Source organism: Micromonospora sp. CA-248212 (assembly GCF_050948405.1).
Classification (GTDB): Bacteria; Actinomycetota; Actinomycetes; order Mycobacteriales; family Micromonosporaceae; genus Micromonospora.
This window is the reverse complement of sequence record NZ_CP192023.1, coordinates 4,740,223-4,755,818: the sequence shown is the minus strand read 5'-3', so window position 1 is coordinate 4,755,818 and position 15,596 is coordinate 4,740,223. Positions and strand designations below refer to the sequence as shown.

14 protein-coding genes are annotated in these 15,596 nt (G+C 67.4%); 3 read left to right on the top strand and 11 right to left on the bottom strand.

Features of this window, described 5'->3' with window-relative positions:
• Positions 1–68 precede the first annotated feature (68 nt).
• Entirely contained in the window at positions 69–1,259 is a 1,191-nt protein-coding gene (locus ACQP03_RS22275) for a hypothetical protein (protein WP_357174231.1), read from the bottom strand.
• 81 nt (positions 1,260–1,340) lie between these two features.
• Positions 1,341–1,604, bottom strand: coding sequence for an AMP-binding protein (locus ACQP03_RS22270; RefSeq protein WP_357174228.1), 264 nt, complete (start codon positions 1,602–1,604; stop codon positions 1,341–1,343).
• Between the two features lie 432 nt (positions 1,605–2,036).
• On the opposite strand from ACQP03_RS22270, the gene ACQP03_RS22265 reads away from it, so the two are divergent.
• The 3 genes from ACQP03_RS22265 to ACQP03_RS22255 all read left to right on the top strand — a co-directional run bounded on the left by ACQP03_RS22265 (position 2,037) and on the right by ACQP03_RS22255 (position 4,394).
• Entirely contained in the window at positions 2,037–2,297 is a 261-nt protein-coding gene (locus tag ACQP03_RS22265) for a hypothetical protein (RefSeq protein ID WP_357174225.1), read from the top strand.
• Positions 2,298–2,405: 108 nt separating this feature from the next.
• Positions 2,406–3,464 carry a Swt1 family HEPN domain-containing protein gene (locus ACQP03_RS22260; RefSeq protein WP_357174222.1) on the top strand — a complete coding sequence of 353 codons (1,059 nt, stop codon included), beginning with the start codon at positions 2,406–2,408 and terminating at the stop codon, positions 3,462–3,464.
• 12 nt (positions 3,465–3,476) lie between these two features.
• A complete protein-coding gene (locus tag ACQP03_RS22255; protein WP_357174219.1) occupies positions 3,477–4,394 on the top strand; it encodes a DUF2726 domain-containing protein in 918 nt (305 codons plus the stop codon).
• A gap of 1,331 nt (positions 4,395–5,725) precedes the next feature.
• Here the strand turns inward: ACQP03_RS22255 and ACQP03_RS22250 are convergent.
• The 9 genes from ACQP03_RS22250 to pucL form a co-directional block, all read right to left on the bottom strand.
• Entirely contained in the window at positions 5,726–6,001 is a 276-nt protein-coding gene (locus ACQP03_RS22250) for a hypothetical protein (protein WP_357174189.1), read from the bottom strand.
• A gap of 18 nt (positions 6,002–6,019) precedes the next feature.
• Complete coding sequence (gene uraH / locus ACQP03_RS22245) at positions 6,020–6,346, bottom strand: hydroxyisourate hydrolase (RefSeq protein ID WP_281593054.1); 327 nt, start codon at positions 6,344–6,346, stop codon at positions 6,020–6,022.
• Positions 6,346–6,855, bottom strand: coding sequence for a 2-oxo-4-hydroxy-4-carboxy-5-ureidoimidazoline decarboxylase (uraD, locus tag ACQP03_RS22240; protein ID WP_281593052.1), 510 nt, complete (start codon positions 6,853–6,855; stop codon positions 6,346–6,348). Before uraD ends, uraH begins: the two co-directional genes overlap by 1 nt.
• On the bottom strand, positions 6,852–8,279 hold the full coding sequence (locus ACQP03_RS22235; RefSeq protein ID WP_357128414.1) for a guanine deaminase: 1,428 nt from the start codon (positions 8,277–8,279) through the stop codon (positions 6,852–6,854). The genes uraD and ACQP03_RS22235 overlap by 4 nt, the downstream gene beginning before the upstream one ends.
• A complete protein-coding gene (gene xdhC / locus ACQP03_RS22230; RefSeq protein WP_281593050.1) occupies positions 8,276–9,127 on the bottom strand; it encodes a xanthine dehydrogenase accessory protein XdhC in 852 nt (283 codons plus the stop codon). Before xdhC ends, ACQP03_RS22235 begins: the two co-directional genes overlap by 4 nt.
• Complete coding sequence (xdhB, locus tag ACQP03_RS22225; protein WP_357392381.1) at positions 9,120–11,513, bottom strand: xanthine dehydrogenase molybdopterin binding subunit; 2,394 nt, start codon at positions 11,511–11,513, stop codon at positions 9,120–9,122. Before xdhB ends, xdhC begins: the two co-directional genes overlap by 8 nt.
• Before the next feature lie 19 nt (positions 11,514–11,532).
• Positions 11,533–13,161: a xanthine dehydrogenase small subunit gene (locus ACQP03_RS22220; protein ID WP_357174183.1), complete on the bottom strand. Its 1,629-nt coding sequence runs from the start codon at positions 13,159–13,161 to the stop codon at positions 11,533–11,535.
• Positions 13,158–14,495 (bottom strand): allantoinase AllB, encoded by a 1,338-nt coding sequence (allB, locus tag ACQP03_RS22215; RefSeq protein ID WP_357128426.1) that lies wholly within the window; start codon positions 14,493–14,495, stop codon positions 13,158–13,160. Before allB ends, ACQP03_RS22220 begins: the two co-directional genes overlap by 4 nt.
• Positions 14,496–14,582: 87 nt before the next feature.
• A complete protein-coding gene (gene pucL / locus ACQP03_RS22210) occupies positions 14,583–15,488 on the bottom strand; it encodes a factor-independent urate hydroxylase (RefSeq protein ID WP_091606513.1) in 906 nt (301 codons plus the stop codon).
• Positions 15,489–15,596: the final 108 nt, after the last annotated feature.

Here is a 15,596-nt window from a genome sequence, read left to right as displayed (position 1 = left end):
CACACCTGCTTGGCTCCGTCTTGCTGCCTCAGCGCCATCCTGGCGCGTGCCGGAACCACAAGCGAACCCTAGGAAACGTTGCGCACCCTCGTGCCGTCGAACACTCCAAACTCCGCCTCCAGTTGATCACGAAGCTCATCCGGCAGAGAGACATCGGTCTGCGTCGCGTAGAAGAACACGTGGCGGCGACCTCGGCCCGGATGGTGAAGCACGCCGATCACCAAGGTGACCGACGACGGGTCCGCCCCTGCCCTGATCGCATGCTGATTTCGCAGGATGCCGTACGCGGCTACCCGGGCCATGAACCAGTCGCCAGATGGATCACCGGACGCGTCGTATTCATAGAGGAAAGCGATGCGCGTTCTCGGGTTTCCCGGGTCCTGCGCCAGGAAACTTCGCCGTGAACGGGCGGATTTCATCTCCAGGAAGGTCTCCCGCATCTTCGCACCGAGCCGGACCCGGGCGATCGGGGAAACGCGGTCGAGTTCTTCGACGATCCACAGATACTGCTGAGCGTCCCAGCCCGTCGCTCCCTCGGGGTCGGCAACCTGTTCGATCAGCTCCTCGAACAGGGCCGCGTCCCATGCTTCGGCTCCACCGATGCGGTAAGGCGGGAGGGTCGGGAACGAGGTTAGGGAGCCGGGGGCACGTAGGTCCGCATCCGCGAGAACGCGGTAGCGGTCCTGCTCGCGCCCGAGGGCGACTTCAACACCGCTTTCAACGGCGCGCCGCACGTAGCTGATCACGCCCCAGGTTGACCTCAGCCAGCGGTGAAGGTTGCGCCAGTCGTTGACGGAGATGTACAGGGTATTCGGCGTGGGCGGAAGCGCGACCTGCGGATCCCTTGGGTGATCAACGATTATCACCGATGCCCAGTTCGATGCGTCCGGCAGAATCCGCTCGAACCCCCGGAGCGACCGCACCGACACTTCGCTAGCCGCGAGAGAGCGCCGCGTTCCGGCTGCCTGGCGAACCGCAGCGGCGGCGTTCTTGACGCACCACGCCCCTGCCTTCGCCGGGTCGTCCGACGTTGCCGCCCGCGGGTCGCGACTCTTGACCTGGAGGATCAGCCCCTCGGCTCCGGCCACGAGCAGACCATCGCTGATCTCGCGAACACCCTTACCTTTCCGGACCACGGTCGGCCGATAGACGAAGTCGGGGACACCGAGGTCGCCGGCCAAGCGCCGTGCATGGTCCTCAGCCTGCTGCCCAGGAACCGTATTGATCACCGGGCCATCGTCGCGCTTACGTAGCGCCACCGCGAACTCATTTCCGCCAACACCCCAGGGGCCTCTGGCCCCTGCCAGCAACTGGCTAGTCAGTCGGCCGACAGCACACGCTCAGTGACTCGGTCGCAACTGTGCCGTCACGGTCGCCGGCTTGCAGTGCACACCGGAGAGGCCTTGGGCTTCGGCAAACCCACTGTAGGGATCCTCGCTCACCGGCTTGACCAACTGGCCGCGGGCCGCTGGCATGACGACCGCCTTTGGCATCCCCGTGGAGCCGGAGGTGTACATGACGTAGCACGGGTGGAAGGGACGCAGCGGTCGGAGACGCTCGGCGTCGGACAGGTCGTCCGACGAGAACCCGCTGGTGTCTGGCACCTCGATCAGCTCGACGCCGGCGGCCGCGCGCCCGTAGGTGAGGGGAACAGTCGGGGCCCCCCGGCTTGGAGCAGGTGGCTAGCGATCGCTCGCCACCCAGCTCCGCTACTCGCCGGCCTTTACGCTGACTGAATGACCGGCTCCCCGAAGCACCCCATGGCCGACTTCATCGCCTCGTTCGGTGCGGCACGTCACCTGCTTCAGCAAGCCACGAGAACGGAAGTCTCATTGAGGGCATGGTTCTGTATGTCTCGCTGATCGACGGGTTCCTGCGTACGGCGATCATCCTCGACAAGCAACTTGCGGGGCAGAGCGACGACCTCGACAAGTACGTGCAGCAGGTGCCGGGGGGGAGCCCGTTTCACCGAGAAGGCGATTTACGACGAGGCTTTGCGGCGAGGGCTGATCGACGCCGAGTTGAAGGCGGAGGTTGTGGAGCTGTACGAGCACCGCAACGCGATCGTGCACCGATTCTTCCTCACCGGTCTGCGGTACACGGACCTGGAGCCCTATCTGGGCCGCTACGAGCTCGTGTATGCCCAGGTTTACAGGATGGTCCGAGAGCTGGAAGACCGGCAGATCCGCGAGGGTAAGGGCATGACGGTTCGAGGCGACGACGATGACTCCGAGGAGGTTGCCTCGTCGCTGGCCGACGTCGGGCGAAAGCTCGGGTTTCCGGTTGGCCCTGCGTAGGAGTCATGACATCGAGACCAGTCGGTTGGCGCCGTGTGTCTCGATCGCTCCCGCTGCCAACACGCCCGGGACTACAGGACGAGGGTCCTTAGGCATACCGTATGCAGCATGCTCGACGCCGAGCCCGACGAGATCCCCGGCGGCTGGGACGGCCTTCCGTCCACCGTCCGGATTGCGCTGTTGCAGGCGTGGGAACGAGATGTTCCCGGCCTGGCTAGTGCCGTGCACGGCCGGTGGTGGCAACTAGAGACCTGGCTACGGTCTCTCTGCTATGTCGAGCTACGCGCCGCCTATGGAGCGGAGTGGACGGACGTTATCGGTAGGGCCGCGAGCAGGGCGGACGCTGAGCTGCGGTACACGCACATGACAAGCACTGATACAAACCTGGTGCTCGCACACCTCGATGTGACGCCGTTGCTGCAGATGCTTGATGATCATTGGCAACTCTTCGGCCCTTCCCTCATCGACCGGGAAATCTGGAAGGGGCGCGTTCGCGAGCTCAAGCAGGTTCGACACCGGATGGCGCACTGCCGGCGGCCGCATGCCGACGACCTATCGCGGATCGAGCAGATGCTGCGTGACCTGGAGAGGGGTGCGTTCCAGGCCGTTGCCAGCTACAACAGGCTCCATGACCCGGCAGTAACCTGGATGGATCCAGTGGTCGATGGCTGGCTTCGCGGCAAGCACCCCAAGAGCTACATCATGGAGCACGCCGAGCGGAAGTACGACGTCCAGACGCGCATCTCATACAGTCGGCGGCCTTGGGCAGACGACTTGCCTGCTGGCGACTCGGTGACGGGCACTCCGGGTTACTTGTGGCACGTCGATTTTTACATGAACGGGAGGGGAGTTCTTCCTGACCAGGTCTGGAACGACTCATATGTCCGTGGCGAGAGGTTGAACGATCGCGTCGTATATGTCTCCCAGACTACTCCGGCGCACGTCAGCTTCTCATTTCCTGCGGTCGACGACCCGGCTGGGATCTGTGATGACATCAACCTGTGTATTCACGCCGTGCTTTCCGCAAGTCGACCGTTTCGTGACTCAGCCGAGTATGACCGGATGGTTGATCGGATGCGGCGGGACGTGGATCCGCGTGTTCAAGTAAGCACGGTGTGGTCTGTCCTGGATGACTCGACGGTGCCTGTCAGTATCTTCGGTGGCTAGCGGTAGGGGCAAGTGGTGACCCCACGCCGCGGTGAGCACAAGTACCTTCGACCGGTAGTCTCGTTGTCGGAGCACGACGCGCTGGCTCAGCTTCAGACCCTATTCGAGCGGAGAGGTCGGGCTGTATGGCCTAATCAGAAGCTGAGTCAGATTATCGGAAAGCGTCCCGGCGGCATCTCTGATCTCGAGTGGAGCTACGCGACTCGGGCTCAGCTCGACTTCATCGTGTGTGACCTCGCGACTCGCATGCCCGACTTTGCGGTGGAGCTTGACGATCCGACCCACCGCACGCCCGATGCACGTAGGCGTGACGACATGAAGGACGCCATCTGTGCAGCTGCTGGCCTTGAGCTGCTGCGCATAGAGTCCACAGCTCTACATCAGGGCGCCCATGGCCGCAAGATTATCGAGTACCTTATTGATGCCCGAGATTTCATGCACGAAGTCTCGGAGCAACAAGAAGCGGGGGCTCTGCCGCTCGACGAGCCGTTCGATTACCGAAATATCATCGGCAGACTGCCGAATGGTCGGAGCGGCTTTGTGAACGACCTCGGCGCGATGGCCCGAGTGGAGGCCGAAGAGATGTGGGAAGGAGGGTTGATCCATTCGCCGGTTATTAAAGGGATTTGCTTCCAGCGGCAGGATGGTTGGGTTGAGGGGTGGGCTTGGATACGGATTCAGGGCGACCTTTTCTGTTTCGAACAGGTGCAGCTCCGGCAATACCGATTCCGTTGTGGACTCGGGCCTCGTGAACTAGTCGAAGACCTGGCGGCTGCTGCCATCGGCAAGCATCTGCATAGATTGAAGGCGGATGCCCCTGTTCTTGTCAGGTGGCGCCAAATCTGCGAGGCGTTCGACGCGGCGAAGGCAGATCCTGGCCGACTATCTGAGGCCGAGGCTGCCTTATTCTCTCACATCTCGTTCAGCTGACCTTCGGCATCGGCCCGAAAATTGCGACCTTAAGACCCCTGCGGCCTCGTCGTACCTAAGGGACGTCTCGCAACTCAGTGATGCCGGTGTCTCTCCGCTGCGGTGCGGACCAGTGCACCGTCGAGCGCGCAAAGGGCTCGACCTGCTCTTCGGCCCGCCGCGCCGCCTTGTGACGGGCCGAGCCTGATGGGCAGGGTGCCGATGCAGCTACGACTCGTCTGTGGCCATCAGCCACCAGCCCGCGCCGGCGTGACGAAAACGCCTGCTGTATCCACTATGCCCCACGGGGGTATTCGTCGTAGGCCAAGACGAACGCACCCACGAACAGGCTGCCTCGCAGCAGTAACCCGAGCGCGGGGTGTATCCGCAGCTCGATAAGCAGCGGTCACCCTGCCGCCCCACCCACCAGGCCCCGGCGAAGAGCCCAACGACGACCATGAAGGCAATGACGATGAAGTTGGTCCCACTTTTCGATGCCTCGACGACATCCCCCGCGGCGGGACCCGAGAGAGTGATGAGAGGGCGCCTTGGGTGTTCTGGTGTAAACGGGGAGACGTGTGTGAACCGCGATTGGCGCACCAGGCGGGCGGCGCGCCCGAGTCGGAGAGCGCGAGGATTGAATCGGAGGGATCTTGACAGCGCGCCGGAGGGGCGCTACTCTTTTCGGCCATGAGTACACCTACGTGGTGTACTCACCACAGAAATGTGTTCGCCTCCCCCCTCGGACACGAACCGAATCCCAACGGTGCGTGGCAAGATCGACATTTGCCCGCACCGTTTGTGATTCCGGGTCGTAGGTCAGGTGCAACCCGAGGCTGCGGTAGACCTCCAGCTTGTGTTCCGGCTCGGCGTCCCGCAGGGCGTCCACGAGGTCTCCGAGCTCCTCGACAATGGCGATGATCTGATCCTCGTTGAGGCGAGCGGGTATGCGGGGTTCTTCTTCGGCTGGCGCTTGGTGGCGTTGCTCGGCGCGTTGCCGTTCTGCCTGGGTTTCTCGCCGCGCTCGCCAAGACCAGCCAAGATCCCGATCACTGCCACTGGATCCCGATCGCACTATTTGCGGCCGCCAACCAGGACCACAACGCCGGCGCCTGGGTTGCCTCTGCCGACATGGCCACCATCGCTGGTCTCGCCCATCTCGCCTACGCGCCACGACCCGAAGCCCTCGAGGAGCACAGCTACCTCATCGAGGCGGCAAGACCCGCTGTTCGCGGGCGTACAGCTTCACGAGGTCGTGCGGGTGCCGTCCGCTGCGTCACGCCGAGCAACGTGCTACTTGGTGCCACCCACAGGCACTTGTTGGGCGGCCGCCGCAGGCGCTGCCAGATCGCTCAGGGTGACTGCTCGGTCTCCGGCTGAGGGTCGGTGTCGCCGCGAGGACGCTCGTCGCCCGCGACGAGGTAGCGACTTGCGCCGTCGCTTAGGAGCACGCCGAGCATCCACGACAGACCCGCGACGAACGCGAGATCAAAGGTCGCAACTCGTGTGAAGTGGCCGAGGGCCCAGCTGATCGCAGCAATTATTCCTGCTGGCCATGTCAGCCAGAACGATCGCACCGGAGTAGTCGTGAAGCCCACGGAACCTCCTGAGTTGTAGGTGTCGTTCATGACGACCATCCGCGCCCATCAGCTCCCCCGGTAGGTCGAGTAGCCGAACGGCCCGAGCAGCAGTGGTACGTGATGGTGCGCCCCTTTGTTGACGACCTGGAAGGTGACCACGATCTCGGGGTAGAAGGTATGGACGCCGCGATCGACGAAGTACCGCCCAGTGTCGAACCGGAGTCGGTGTACGCCCGCTTGGGGTGCGTACAGCTCGCGGACGCGCCCGTCGGCGTCGGTACAAGCCCGGGCGAGGTGCTGCCACGCGTCGCCATGACAGCGCTCGACGACGACCGCGAGTTCCGGCGCGGGGAGGCCGGTGGTGATGTCCAATACGTGAGTCGAGAGACTCATCAGCCCTCCGATCGCAGGAGTTTGCCCAGCCGGAGGCGGTTGATCGCGGCCAGGTCTGTGAGCGCTACCCGGCGCTCGGTCGCCGGGTCGTTCGCTAACCGGGAGCGGCAGATGGCGAGCAGCTCCGCCGCTGATCGTCCGTTCGCGTAAACCAGGTACAGGTGCCCGAAGCGCTCTTCGTAGGCCGCGTTGGCCTGGCCGAGACTCGTCAGCAGCTCCTCGTCCGCGGTGCCGACTCCTGCCTGCTCTCGCCGCGACCACTGTCCACCGCTGCCGCTCGTTGGCTTGCCGATCTGTGGGTGACCGGCCAACGCCTCGGCAAAGCCGGCCTCGTCGAGCATGGCGGTGCCGGCGTCGGAGGCCGCACAGAGCTCGTCCTCATTGGCGTAGGGCCGCCCGACGATGACCTCGGTCACCCATGCCTCTGCCGAGCAGCACCGGCGTAGGGCCGACCGGAGGCGCTCGTCTTCGGGCGCGGTGTTTAACCGATCCAGACTCCAGGTCGTCATCGGCTCACGCCACCGTCGGTGCCGGCTCGACTGCGATGACGCGTCCGCTCGTCGCTGTCGGTGCGCTGGGCTGCCTTGTTCGCCGCAAAAATGGTCAGGTTGCCGACGGGGCGAGGGCGTAGGGTGCGAGCGTCGATGGCTTTGGCCCTGACCGGTGCTCCGTCTATCCACACCTGCCCCAGGTCGTCCGCCGTGGCCAGCGCAAATACCTTCGCAAGTGCATCCTCTGGTCCGTTCGAGTGGCGTATGCCAATCTCCAGGACCGTGCCCGGACGGGGTCGTATCCAGATCGCGTCGAACCGCCTGCCGGCGCTCAGGTCGCCGATTTGGTCCCGCAGGCCCAGGGCCTGTGCCCCCGCCGCCGTGGCCATGTGCAACAGATGGGCAGCAGTGAGTGGCACGCCGTCCGCGCCGCGCAAACGTTGCAGGAGGTACGTCTGCAGCCCTTCTTTGAGAAGCGAGAAGCCGGTGCCCGCACCCACGTCGCAGCCGAGTGCCACAAGGACGCCGTGGGCGAGGTGGCGGTTGAGCGGGAACATGCCGCTGCCCAGCGCCGCGTTGCTCGTCGGGCAGTGCGCCACGCTGGCCTGGGCCTCGGCCAGCCGGGTCAGCTCGGTGTCAGTCGAATGCACGTTGTGTGCGAAGACGCTCTGTCGGCCGACCAGTCCGTGCCGGTCGTAGCAGTCCAGGTAGTTGGTGGTGCCGGACAGTCGCCGGACCGTGGCGACCTCGTCGAGGTTCTCGTTCAGGTGCGACGTGAACCAGCTGCCCACCACATCCCGGTGCAACTCCCCGCATGACGCGAGCAGTTCGTCGCTGCACGACAACGCGAACCGGGGGGTCACCGCGTACCGACTGCGTCCGACGCCGTGCCAGCGCCGTGCCAGCTCGCGGCCTTCGTCGTAACTGCGCTCTGCGGACGTGTGCAGCTCCGGCCGCAGCATCCGGTCACCGACGACCAGGCCGCTGGTGATCCGTAGGCCGTGCCCCGCGGCCGCCTGGAACAGTGCGTCCACCGCCGGCGCGAAGTGCGAGCCGAAAACCAGAGCGGTGGTCGTGCCTGCCGAGGTGAGGGCCGAGACGAACTCGCCGGCTAGCACGCGCGCGTAGTCGATCTCGGCGATCCGTGCCTCCTCGGGCAGCGCGCAGCGTTCCAACCATTCCAGCAACGGCATCCCGAGCGCACCGATGACGCGGACCTGCGGGAAGTGCACATGGGCGTCCACCAGGCCGGGTAGCAGGACTCCATCGGAGAGCTCGACCAGCTGTGCCTCCGGGTGTCGGGAGCGCAGCGTGGCAAAGGCATCCCGCTCGACGATCCGCCCGTCCTCGACGAGCAGCCCCGCATCGCCGTCACAGCGGAGCGCGCCGCCGCGGAACGGGTCGTCGGGAGTGTCGACGACCTGAGCGCGGTAGAGGGTCATGGCCGGGCCGCCGAGGGAGCGCGGTCGTCGGCCATCGCCTGGTGATGTTCCATCCTGCCCAGGAGATCGGCGGCGACGCTGACGGCGATCGTCGCGGGCTCCTTGCCGTGGATGTCGGCGAGCCCGATGGGCGTGGTGATGCGGGCGATGGCCGTGGCGTCGTGGCCCTGTGCGGCGAGTTCGGTGCGGAACCGGGCCCACTTGCCCGCCGAACCGATGAGGCCGATGGTGCCGAATTCACCGCCGCGCAGCATCGCGTCGCAGAGGGAGAGGTCCTCCGCATGGTCGTGCGTCATGATCAACGCGTAGGTGCCTGTGGGCAGCTCGCCGAGCACGGTCTCCGGCAGCACTGCCACCCGGTGGACGTGCACCCGGGCCACCGCATCGGAGAAGACCGCCAACCGGTCCTCGGTGAGCTGCTCCGGGCGGGTGTCGATGAGATGTAGGTCGATATCATGCCGAGCCAGGACACGAGCCAGCTCCAGGCCCACGTGCCCTACGCCGAAGACAGCCACCACCGGCGCCACGGGTAGCGATTCGAGCAACACCGTGACGGTCCCTCCGCAGCACTGCACCCCGTGCTCGTAGGGCGCTTTGTCGGACAGCGCGAGCGTGAACAGCTCGGGCGTCGGGCCGCCTGCGGCCAGCAGCGTACGGGCCCGGTCGATCGCGACCGCTTCCAGCTTGCCGCCGCCGATCGAGCCCCACGTCTGCGTTTCGCTCACCACGAGCTTCGCGCCGGCCGCGCGAGGGGCATGGCCGCGGACCGTCACGAGCGTGACGAGTACACCGGGCTCACGGACGCTGCGCAGGTGCGCCACCGCTGCCAGCCAGGTTCCCTCAGACATGACTCACCGTCCGCAGGGCCCGCTCCGGCGTCGGGTGCCCGGCGTTCGCCGCCCCACCCGGAGCGAGGTCCGCGTCCGCCGTGGGGCCGTGCCCGCCGCACGCCCGGGCCCGCTCGATCGCCCAGAAGACCGCCTCGGGGGTGGCCGGCGAGGCGAGGTCGATGCTGATGCCGGCGGGCCCGAACGCGGCCGCCGCCTGGCGCAGGGCCTCGCGCACGGAGAAGGCGAGCATCAGCGGCGGCTCGCCCACCGCCTTGGCGCCGTAGACCGCCCCCTCCTCGGCCGCGTCGGCCAACATCGTCACATTGAAGACCTCCGGCATCTCCGAGAAGCTGGGCAGCTTGTACGAGCTGGCCCCTCGCGTGGCCAGCTGGCCGCGCGCGGCTCCCGTGCCGGTGTTCCAACGGAGGTCCTCCAGGGTCAGCCAGCCCGCGCCCTGTACGAACCCGCCCTCGATCTGTCCGATGTCGATGAGCGGTGACAGGCTGTCCCCGACGTCGTGCACGATGTCCACCCGTCGCGTTCGGTACGTGCCCGTGAACCCGTCGACTTCGACCTCGGCGGCGGCCACCCCGTACGCGAAGTACTTGAACGGCGAGCCCTGCATCGCCGCTGAGTCCCAGTACAGCCCCTCGGTGCGGTAGAAACCCGCCGCGAACAGTTGCACCCGCTGGAAGTACGCGGTCCGCACCAGATCGTTCCACTCGACGCCGGTAGGGGCCCCGGTACCCCGCGCCACACCGTCGACGATGCTGATGTCGGCGGCGTTCAGCCCCAGCATGGTGGCGGCCACCCGGGTCAGCCGCTCGCGAAGCTGTTCGCAGGCCTGCCTGACCGCGCCACCGTTGAGGTCGGCACCGCAGCTCGCTGCGGTCGCCGAGGTGTTGGGCACCTTGTCGGTACGTGTGGGCGCCAGCCGCACCCGGCCCAGTGGAATGCCCAGCTCGGTTGCTGCTACCTGCAGCATCTTGGTGTGCAGGCCCTGACCCATCTCGGTGCCGCCATGGTTGATCAGCACCGACCCGTCCCGGTACACGTGCACGAGTGCGCCGGCCTGGTTGAACGCGGTGAGGTTGAACGAGATGCCGAACTTGACCGGCGTGACGGCCAGGCCACGTTTGGCATGCGGATGTGCGGCGTTGAAGGCCGCGACCTCCCGCTGCCGGGCGGCAATGTCACCGGTGTCGACGACCTGACGCCAGAGCCTGTCCAGCCGTTCCGGGTGCCGGACCAACTGGCCGTACGGCGTGGTCTGCCCGCGGCGGTAGAAGTTGCGTCGGCGCAGTTCCATCGGGTCGATGCCGAGCAGTGGGGCGCAGCGGCCGAGGATGTCCTCGATGACCAGCATCCCCTGCGGGCCCCCGAAGCCCCGGAAGGCAGTGCTGGATGTCTTGTGGGTGCGCACGATGCGGCCGTTGAGTCGTACATGTGGCAACCAGTACGCGTTGTCAACGTGGCACAGCGCGCGGGCCAGCACCGGCTCGGACAGGTCGAGGCTCCAGCCGCCGTCCGAGGTCAGGGTCGCTTCGAGCGCGAGCAGCCGGCCCGCCGCATCGAACCCGACCCGCCACTCGACGAGAAACCCGTGCCTCTTGCCCGACATGGTCAGGTCCTGGGCGCGGGTCAGGCGCACCCGTACCGGGCGGCCGGTGCACGTCGCGCCCAGCGCGGCGATGGCAGCGAGGCCGTGTGGCTGCATCTCCTTGCCGCCGAAGCCGCCGCCCATGCGCAGGCACTGGACGGTCACCTCGTTGCTGGCCCGGCCCAGCACGTGGGCGACTATCTCCTGGGTCTCCGAGGGGTGCTGGGTACTGCTCTGCACGAAGACCTGCCCGGCTTCGTCGACGTGGGCCAGCGAGCTGTGCGTCTCCAGGTAGAAGTGCTCCTGCCCGGCGATTTCGAGTTCCCCACCGAAGACGTGCACGGCGTCGGCCAGACCGGTCTCGACGTCGCCCCGCACCAGTTGCGGCATGGCGCCCTGGAAACTGTCGGCGGCGATCGCCTCCCGCACGGTCACGTAGGAGGGCAACGGCTCCGTCTCGACCTCCACGGCGGCCGCGCCCACACGTGCCGCCTCGTACGTCTCGGCGAGCACCCAACAGACGGCGTGGCCGAAGAACATGACTTCCTCGGGGAACAATGGCTCGTCCTGCTTGATCCCGGCGTCGTTCACTCCGGGCACATCGGCGGCCGTGAGCACCCGGACGACACCTGGCACGCGGAGCGCCGGGGCGACTCGCAGCGCGGTGACCCGGGCGTGCGCCTGGGGCACCTGTACCGGGTGGGCGTGCAGCACATCCTTGGTACGAGGGATCAGGTCGTCGGTGAACTGTGCCGCACCGGTGACGTGCAGCCGCGCACTCTCGTGCGGGACCGCTGCACCCACCGCGGGACTCTCCGGCCTCTCAGACAGCGCGCTCATTCCGTGGCCTCCTCTCGGCCTGGTGCTCGGTGGCCGCGGCGATCCGTCCGCCGGGGACTGCGGCGATCTCGTACGGGGCCGGGTTCTCGGCGTAGAGCTTGAGTAGGCTCTGGCCGAGCATCGCGGCTCGATACTCGGCGCTGGACCGGTGGTCGTCCTGCGGTGTGCCCTCGCGGCGCAAAGACCGAGCGGCGGCAGCGACGGTGGCTGCGGACCAGGGGTTGCCCTCCAGCGCCGCCTCGGTCGCCCGGGCCCGGATCGGTGTGGCCGCCACCCCACCCAGGCCGATGCGTGCGCGGGTGACCGTTCCACCGACGACGTCGAGGGCGAAGCCGACGGCGACGCTGGTGACGTCGTCGAACCGCCGCTTCGCAATCTTGTGGAAGGCGACGAGGCCGGCGAGCGGGCGTGGGATCCGCACTGCCCGGATCAGCTCGTCGGAGCGACGAACGCTGCGCCGATACCCGGTGAAGTAGTCCGCCAGCGGCACCCTGCGTTCGCCGTCGACGCTGACCAGGATGACCTCGGCGGCAAGCGCGAGCAACACCGGCGCGGTGTCGCCCACCGGGGATCCGGTGCCCAGGTTGCCGCCAATGGTGGCTCTGTTGCGGATGAGCCTGGAGGCGAAGAGGGGCAACATGTGGGCGAGCAGCGGCACCCGGCCCGCGAGGCGGCGCTCGATCTCGCTGAGGGTCAGTCCGGCACCGACCTCGATGCTCTCCGGCGTGATCATCAGCTTCCGCAGCTCCGCGAGGCGGTCGATCGCGAGGACCGACTCGGCCCGGGCGCCCTGCAGGTTCACCTGCACACCCCAATCGGTGGAGCCGGCCACCACGGTGGCAGTGGGCTGCTCGCGAAGCCGTCGCAGGGCGTCGGGCAGCGAGGCCGGCCGGACGAACTCCCGGCCCCCGTGCCGCAGCCGAACGGGCCGGGGCGGCGCCGTGGGCGCCTGCTGGCGTTGCACAAGCTGGTCGTCGGGCACCGGTGGACCGAGTGCGAACGCGGCGTCGCGAATCGGCCGGTATCCGGTGCAGCGGCACAGGTTGCCGCTGAGGGCGTCCAGGTCGAAGCCGTTGGGCCCCTTGTCGTGTCCGGTCACGTCGCCGTCCGGGGACGCCCGTCTTCCGGCCCGGTAGTACTCGGCAGCCATGCTGCAGACGAAGCCGGGTGTGCAGTAGCCACACTGCGATCCACCGCGGACGGCCATCTCGTGCTGGACCGGGTGCAGGCGGTCGGGGCTGCCCAGCCCCTCGGCAGTGCGGATCTCCTGGGCATCCAGGGCGGCGACCGGCAACAGGCATGCGTTGACCGCCACCCATTCGGTGGGCGAATCAACGCCGGGTCGGGCGACGAGCACCGCGCAAGCGCCGCACTCACCCTCTCCGCAACCCTCCTTGCAGCCGGTGAGGCCTCGTCCACGCAGCCATTCCAGCGCCGTGGTGTGTGGCGTGACATCCCCGAGTGGAGTGATCCGGCCGTTGACCGTGATGTCGCCGCCGCTCCGCGTGGTGTCGTCAGGCAGCGGGGGCGTGTCGGTCGACACCGCTCGGCCCGCGGTCGGCTCCTGCCGACCGGGTAGGTCCGGTCGGAATGCATGGTGCGTCCCGGTCATCTTCTTCCCCTCATCAACAGCTTCCCGAGCGGCTGTCCCTCCGTACGTACGCGCCGCCCGCGAAGCCAGGTCTGCCGGACGATGCCGGCCAGCCGTCGACCCGAGTACGCCGTCAGCTGGTGACGGTGCAGTAGGCTCGCCGGATCGACCACGAAATCGGCGTCCGGGGCGAAAACACACAGATCCGCGTCGGCGCCGGCGGCGATGCGACCCTTGTACGGCAGCCCGACGCGCTCGGCTGGGCGCTGCGCCATCCAACGCGTCACGTCGGCCAGCGAGTGCCCGCGCGAGCGGGCCGCCGTCCATACCACCGGCAGTCCCAGCTGCAGGCCCGCGATGCCACCCCACGCTTTGCCGAAGTCGCCGTGTTCGAGCAGCTTGAGCTCGGGCGTACAGGGTGAGTGGTCCGAGACGACCATGTCGATGTCTCCGGCGGCGAGCGCCTGCCACAACCGGTCCTGGTTGCCGCCGTCGCGGATCGGCGGGCAGCACTTGAACTGGGTCGCTCCATCCGGGATATCGGTATCGGACAACGTCAGGTAGTGCGGGCAGGTCTCCACCGAGACATCGACACCGGCAGCCCTGGCTGCGGTGAGCCCTGACAGCGCGTGGGCGCTGGACAGGTGCAGGACGTGGGCCCGGCCACCGGTCGCGCGCGCGGCGTTGATCACCTGGTCGATCGCGCGATCCTCGGCCTGGTGCGGGCGGGAACGCAGGAAGGCCGCGTACTCCGGCCCGGTGGGGCGTGGCGCCAGTGCGACCACCTCGGCGTCCTCGGCGTGCACGATCAGCATCGCACCGAGGCGAGCCGTCTCTGCCATCGTCGCGACGAACTCCGCAGCGTCCAGCGGTGGAAACTCCGGCACCCCGGAGTCGAGCAGGAAGCACTTGAAGCCGAAGACTCCGCCGTCGTGCAGGGCCGCCAGATCGGTGATGTTGCCCGGCACTGCCCCGCCCCAGAAGCCCACGTCGACGTAGGTCTGGCCGCGGGCGCAGCCCTGCTTGGTGGCCAGCGCGGTGGGCGTGGTCGTCGGTGGAATGCTGTTGAGCGGCATGTCCACGATGGTGGTCACTCCGCCGGCTGCGGCTGCCCGGGTCGCGCTGGCATAGCCTTCCCACTCGGTACGACCGGGCTCGTTGACGTGCACATGGGTGTCGACCAGGCCGGGCAGAAGCACCTCGTCATCAGCGAGAGTGATCGACTCCTGGGCTTCCAGCTTCGCGTCGAGTGGTGCCACGACGGCGATGCGCCCGTCACGCACACCGATCACACCCGCGGTCTCGGTGCCCTCGATGACCACGCGTCGACTGCGAAGGACGAGATCCAGCATCATGATCGCGCCTCGTCGGGCCGTCCGGCGATCAGCGGACAACAGATGGCGAGGCGGTGACGCCCGGAGTCGGCCATGTCGCTCGTCAGTTCACAGGAAGGACGGCACGGCGAGCCAGGCGTCGCCCGGCTCGGGCGCGTCGTCGCGGGTCACGGCGGCCTCGATGAGCCCGTACGGCCGGTCGGTGGCGGTGAACACCTCGCCGCTGTTCTCCAGGCCGAATCGGGCGAGGTCAACGGGGAAGTGATGCTTGTTGGGTGCGGAGAAGCGGATCTCGGCCACCTCTTCGTGAGCCTTGAGCACGTGCGCTCCCATCAGATAGAGGGTCTCCTGTAGCGCCCGGCTGTAGGTGGTGGCGAAGGTCTCCAGCAGCGACGCACTGATGGCGCCGTACGTCGAGTTCCAGTCGACCTCGGTACCCGCGTACCGCCACCTCGCGACGAGCGAGGTGGCGAGGATGCGGTCGTCGGTCTCCTGCAACGTCGTGTATTCGTCCCGGAGGAAACCCTTGAACTCCGAACCGGTCGACTTGAGCAGGACCAGGTCACGTAGGCCGGAAACCACGCGGACCAGCTGCTCGGCGTTCCGCCCGGAGAGCGTGACCACGGTCGTCCGGACGGCTCCGCCGCGGCGGAGGAACGCGTGGTCGTGGCCGGCCCCGTCGACGTCGATTCGGTCCCAGGCGTACTGCTCGACGCGGACCTGGGCGCCGGACGCCTTGGGGGACGCCTCGATCAGCCGTTGGCCGACCGCGATCGCGTAGTCCTCGGGAGACGTGACGCCGTGCTTCTTGGCGTACACGAAGGCGGTGTTCTTCTGGGTGTCGGTCGGTAGCACATCCCGCTGGTCTCCCTCGACGTGCGCCGCGGCGAAGTCACCGCGTAACGCCGTGGAGACGTTCAGATCCCAGATCTCGTGTCGCGGGTTGTCCCGGTAGATGCGCACGACGCGGTTCTCGGCCTTGCCGTACTGGTCGAAGCTGAGCACGGTACCCATGACGTCCCTCCTACGTGTCGGTCGGTCGTCCTGTCGATGTCCGCATCGTGGTGGCCGTCCAGCCGGTGGCCGTCCCCGATCAGCTCCCCACCCGGGGCGCGGATCGGG

Excerpts from the sequence above, each read along its gene's own strand:
- ACQP03_RS22260 (WP_357174222.1), top strand. The coding sequence starts at position 2,406 with ATGCTCGACGCCGAGCCCGACGAGATCCCCGGCGGCTGGGACGGCCTT.
- ACQP03_RS22250 (WP_357174189.1), bottom strand. The coding sequence starts at position 6,001 with ATGAACGACACCTACAACTCAGGAGGTTCCGTGGGCTTCACGACTACT.
- uraH (WP_281593054.1), bottom strand. The coding sequence starts at position 6,346 with ATGAGTCTCTCGACTCACGTATTGGACATCACCACCGGCCTCCCCGCG.
- uraD (WP_281593052.1), bottom strand. The coding sequence starts at position 6,855 with ATGACGACCTGGAGTCTGGATCGGTTAAACACCGCGCCCGAAGACGAG.
- ACQP03_RS22235 (WP_357128414.1), bottom strand. The coding sequence starts at position 8,279 with ATGACCCTCTACCGCGCTCAGGTCGTCGACACTCCCGACGACCCGTTC.
- xdhC (WP_281593050.1), bottom strand. The coding sequence starts at position 9,127 with ATGTCTGAGGGAACCTGGCTGGCAGCGGTGGCGCACCTGCGCAGCGTC.
- ACQP03_RS22220 (WP_357174183.1), bottom strand. The coding sequence starts at position 13,161 with ATGACCGGGACGCACCATGCATTCCGACCGGACCTACCCGGTCGGCAG.
- allB (WP_357128426.1), bottom strand. The coding sequence starts at position 14,495 with ATGATGCTGGATCTCGTCCTTCGCAGTCGACGCGTGGTCATCGAGGGC.
- pucL (WP_091606513.1), bottom strand. The coding sequence starts at position 15,488 with ATGGGTACCGTGCTCAGCTTCGACCAGTACGGCAAGGCCGAGAACCGC.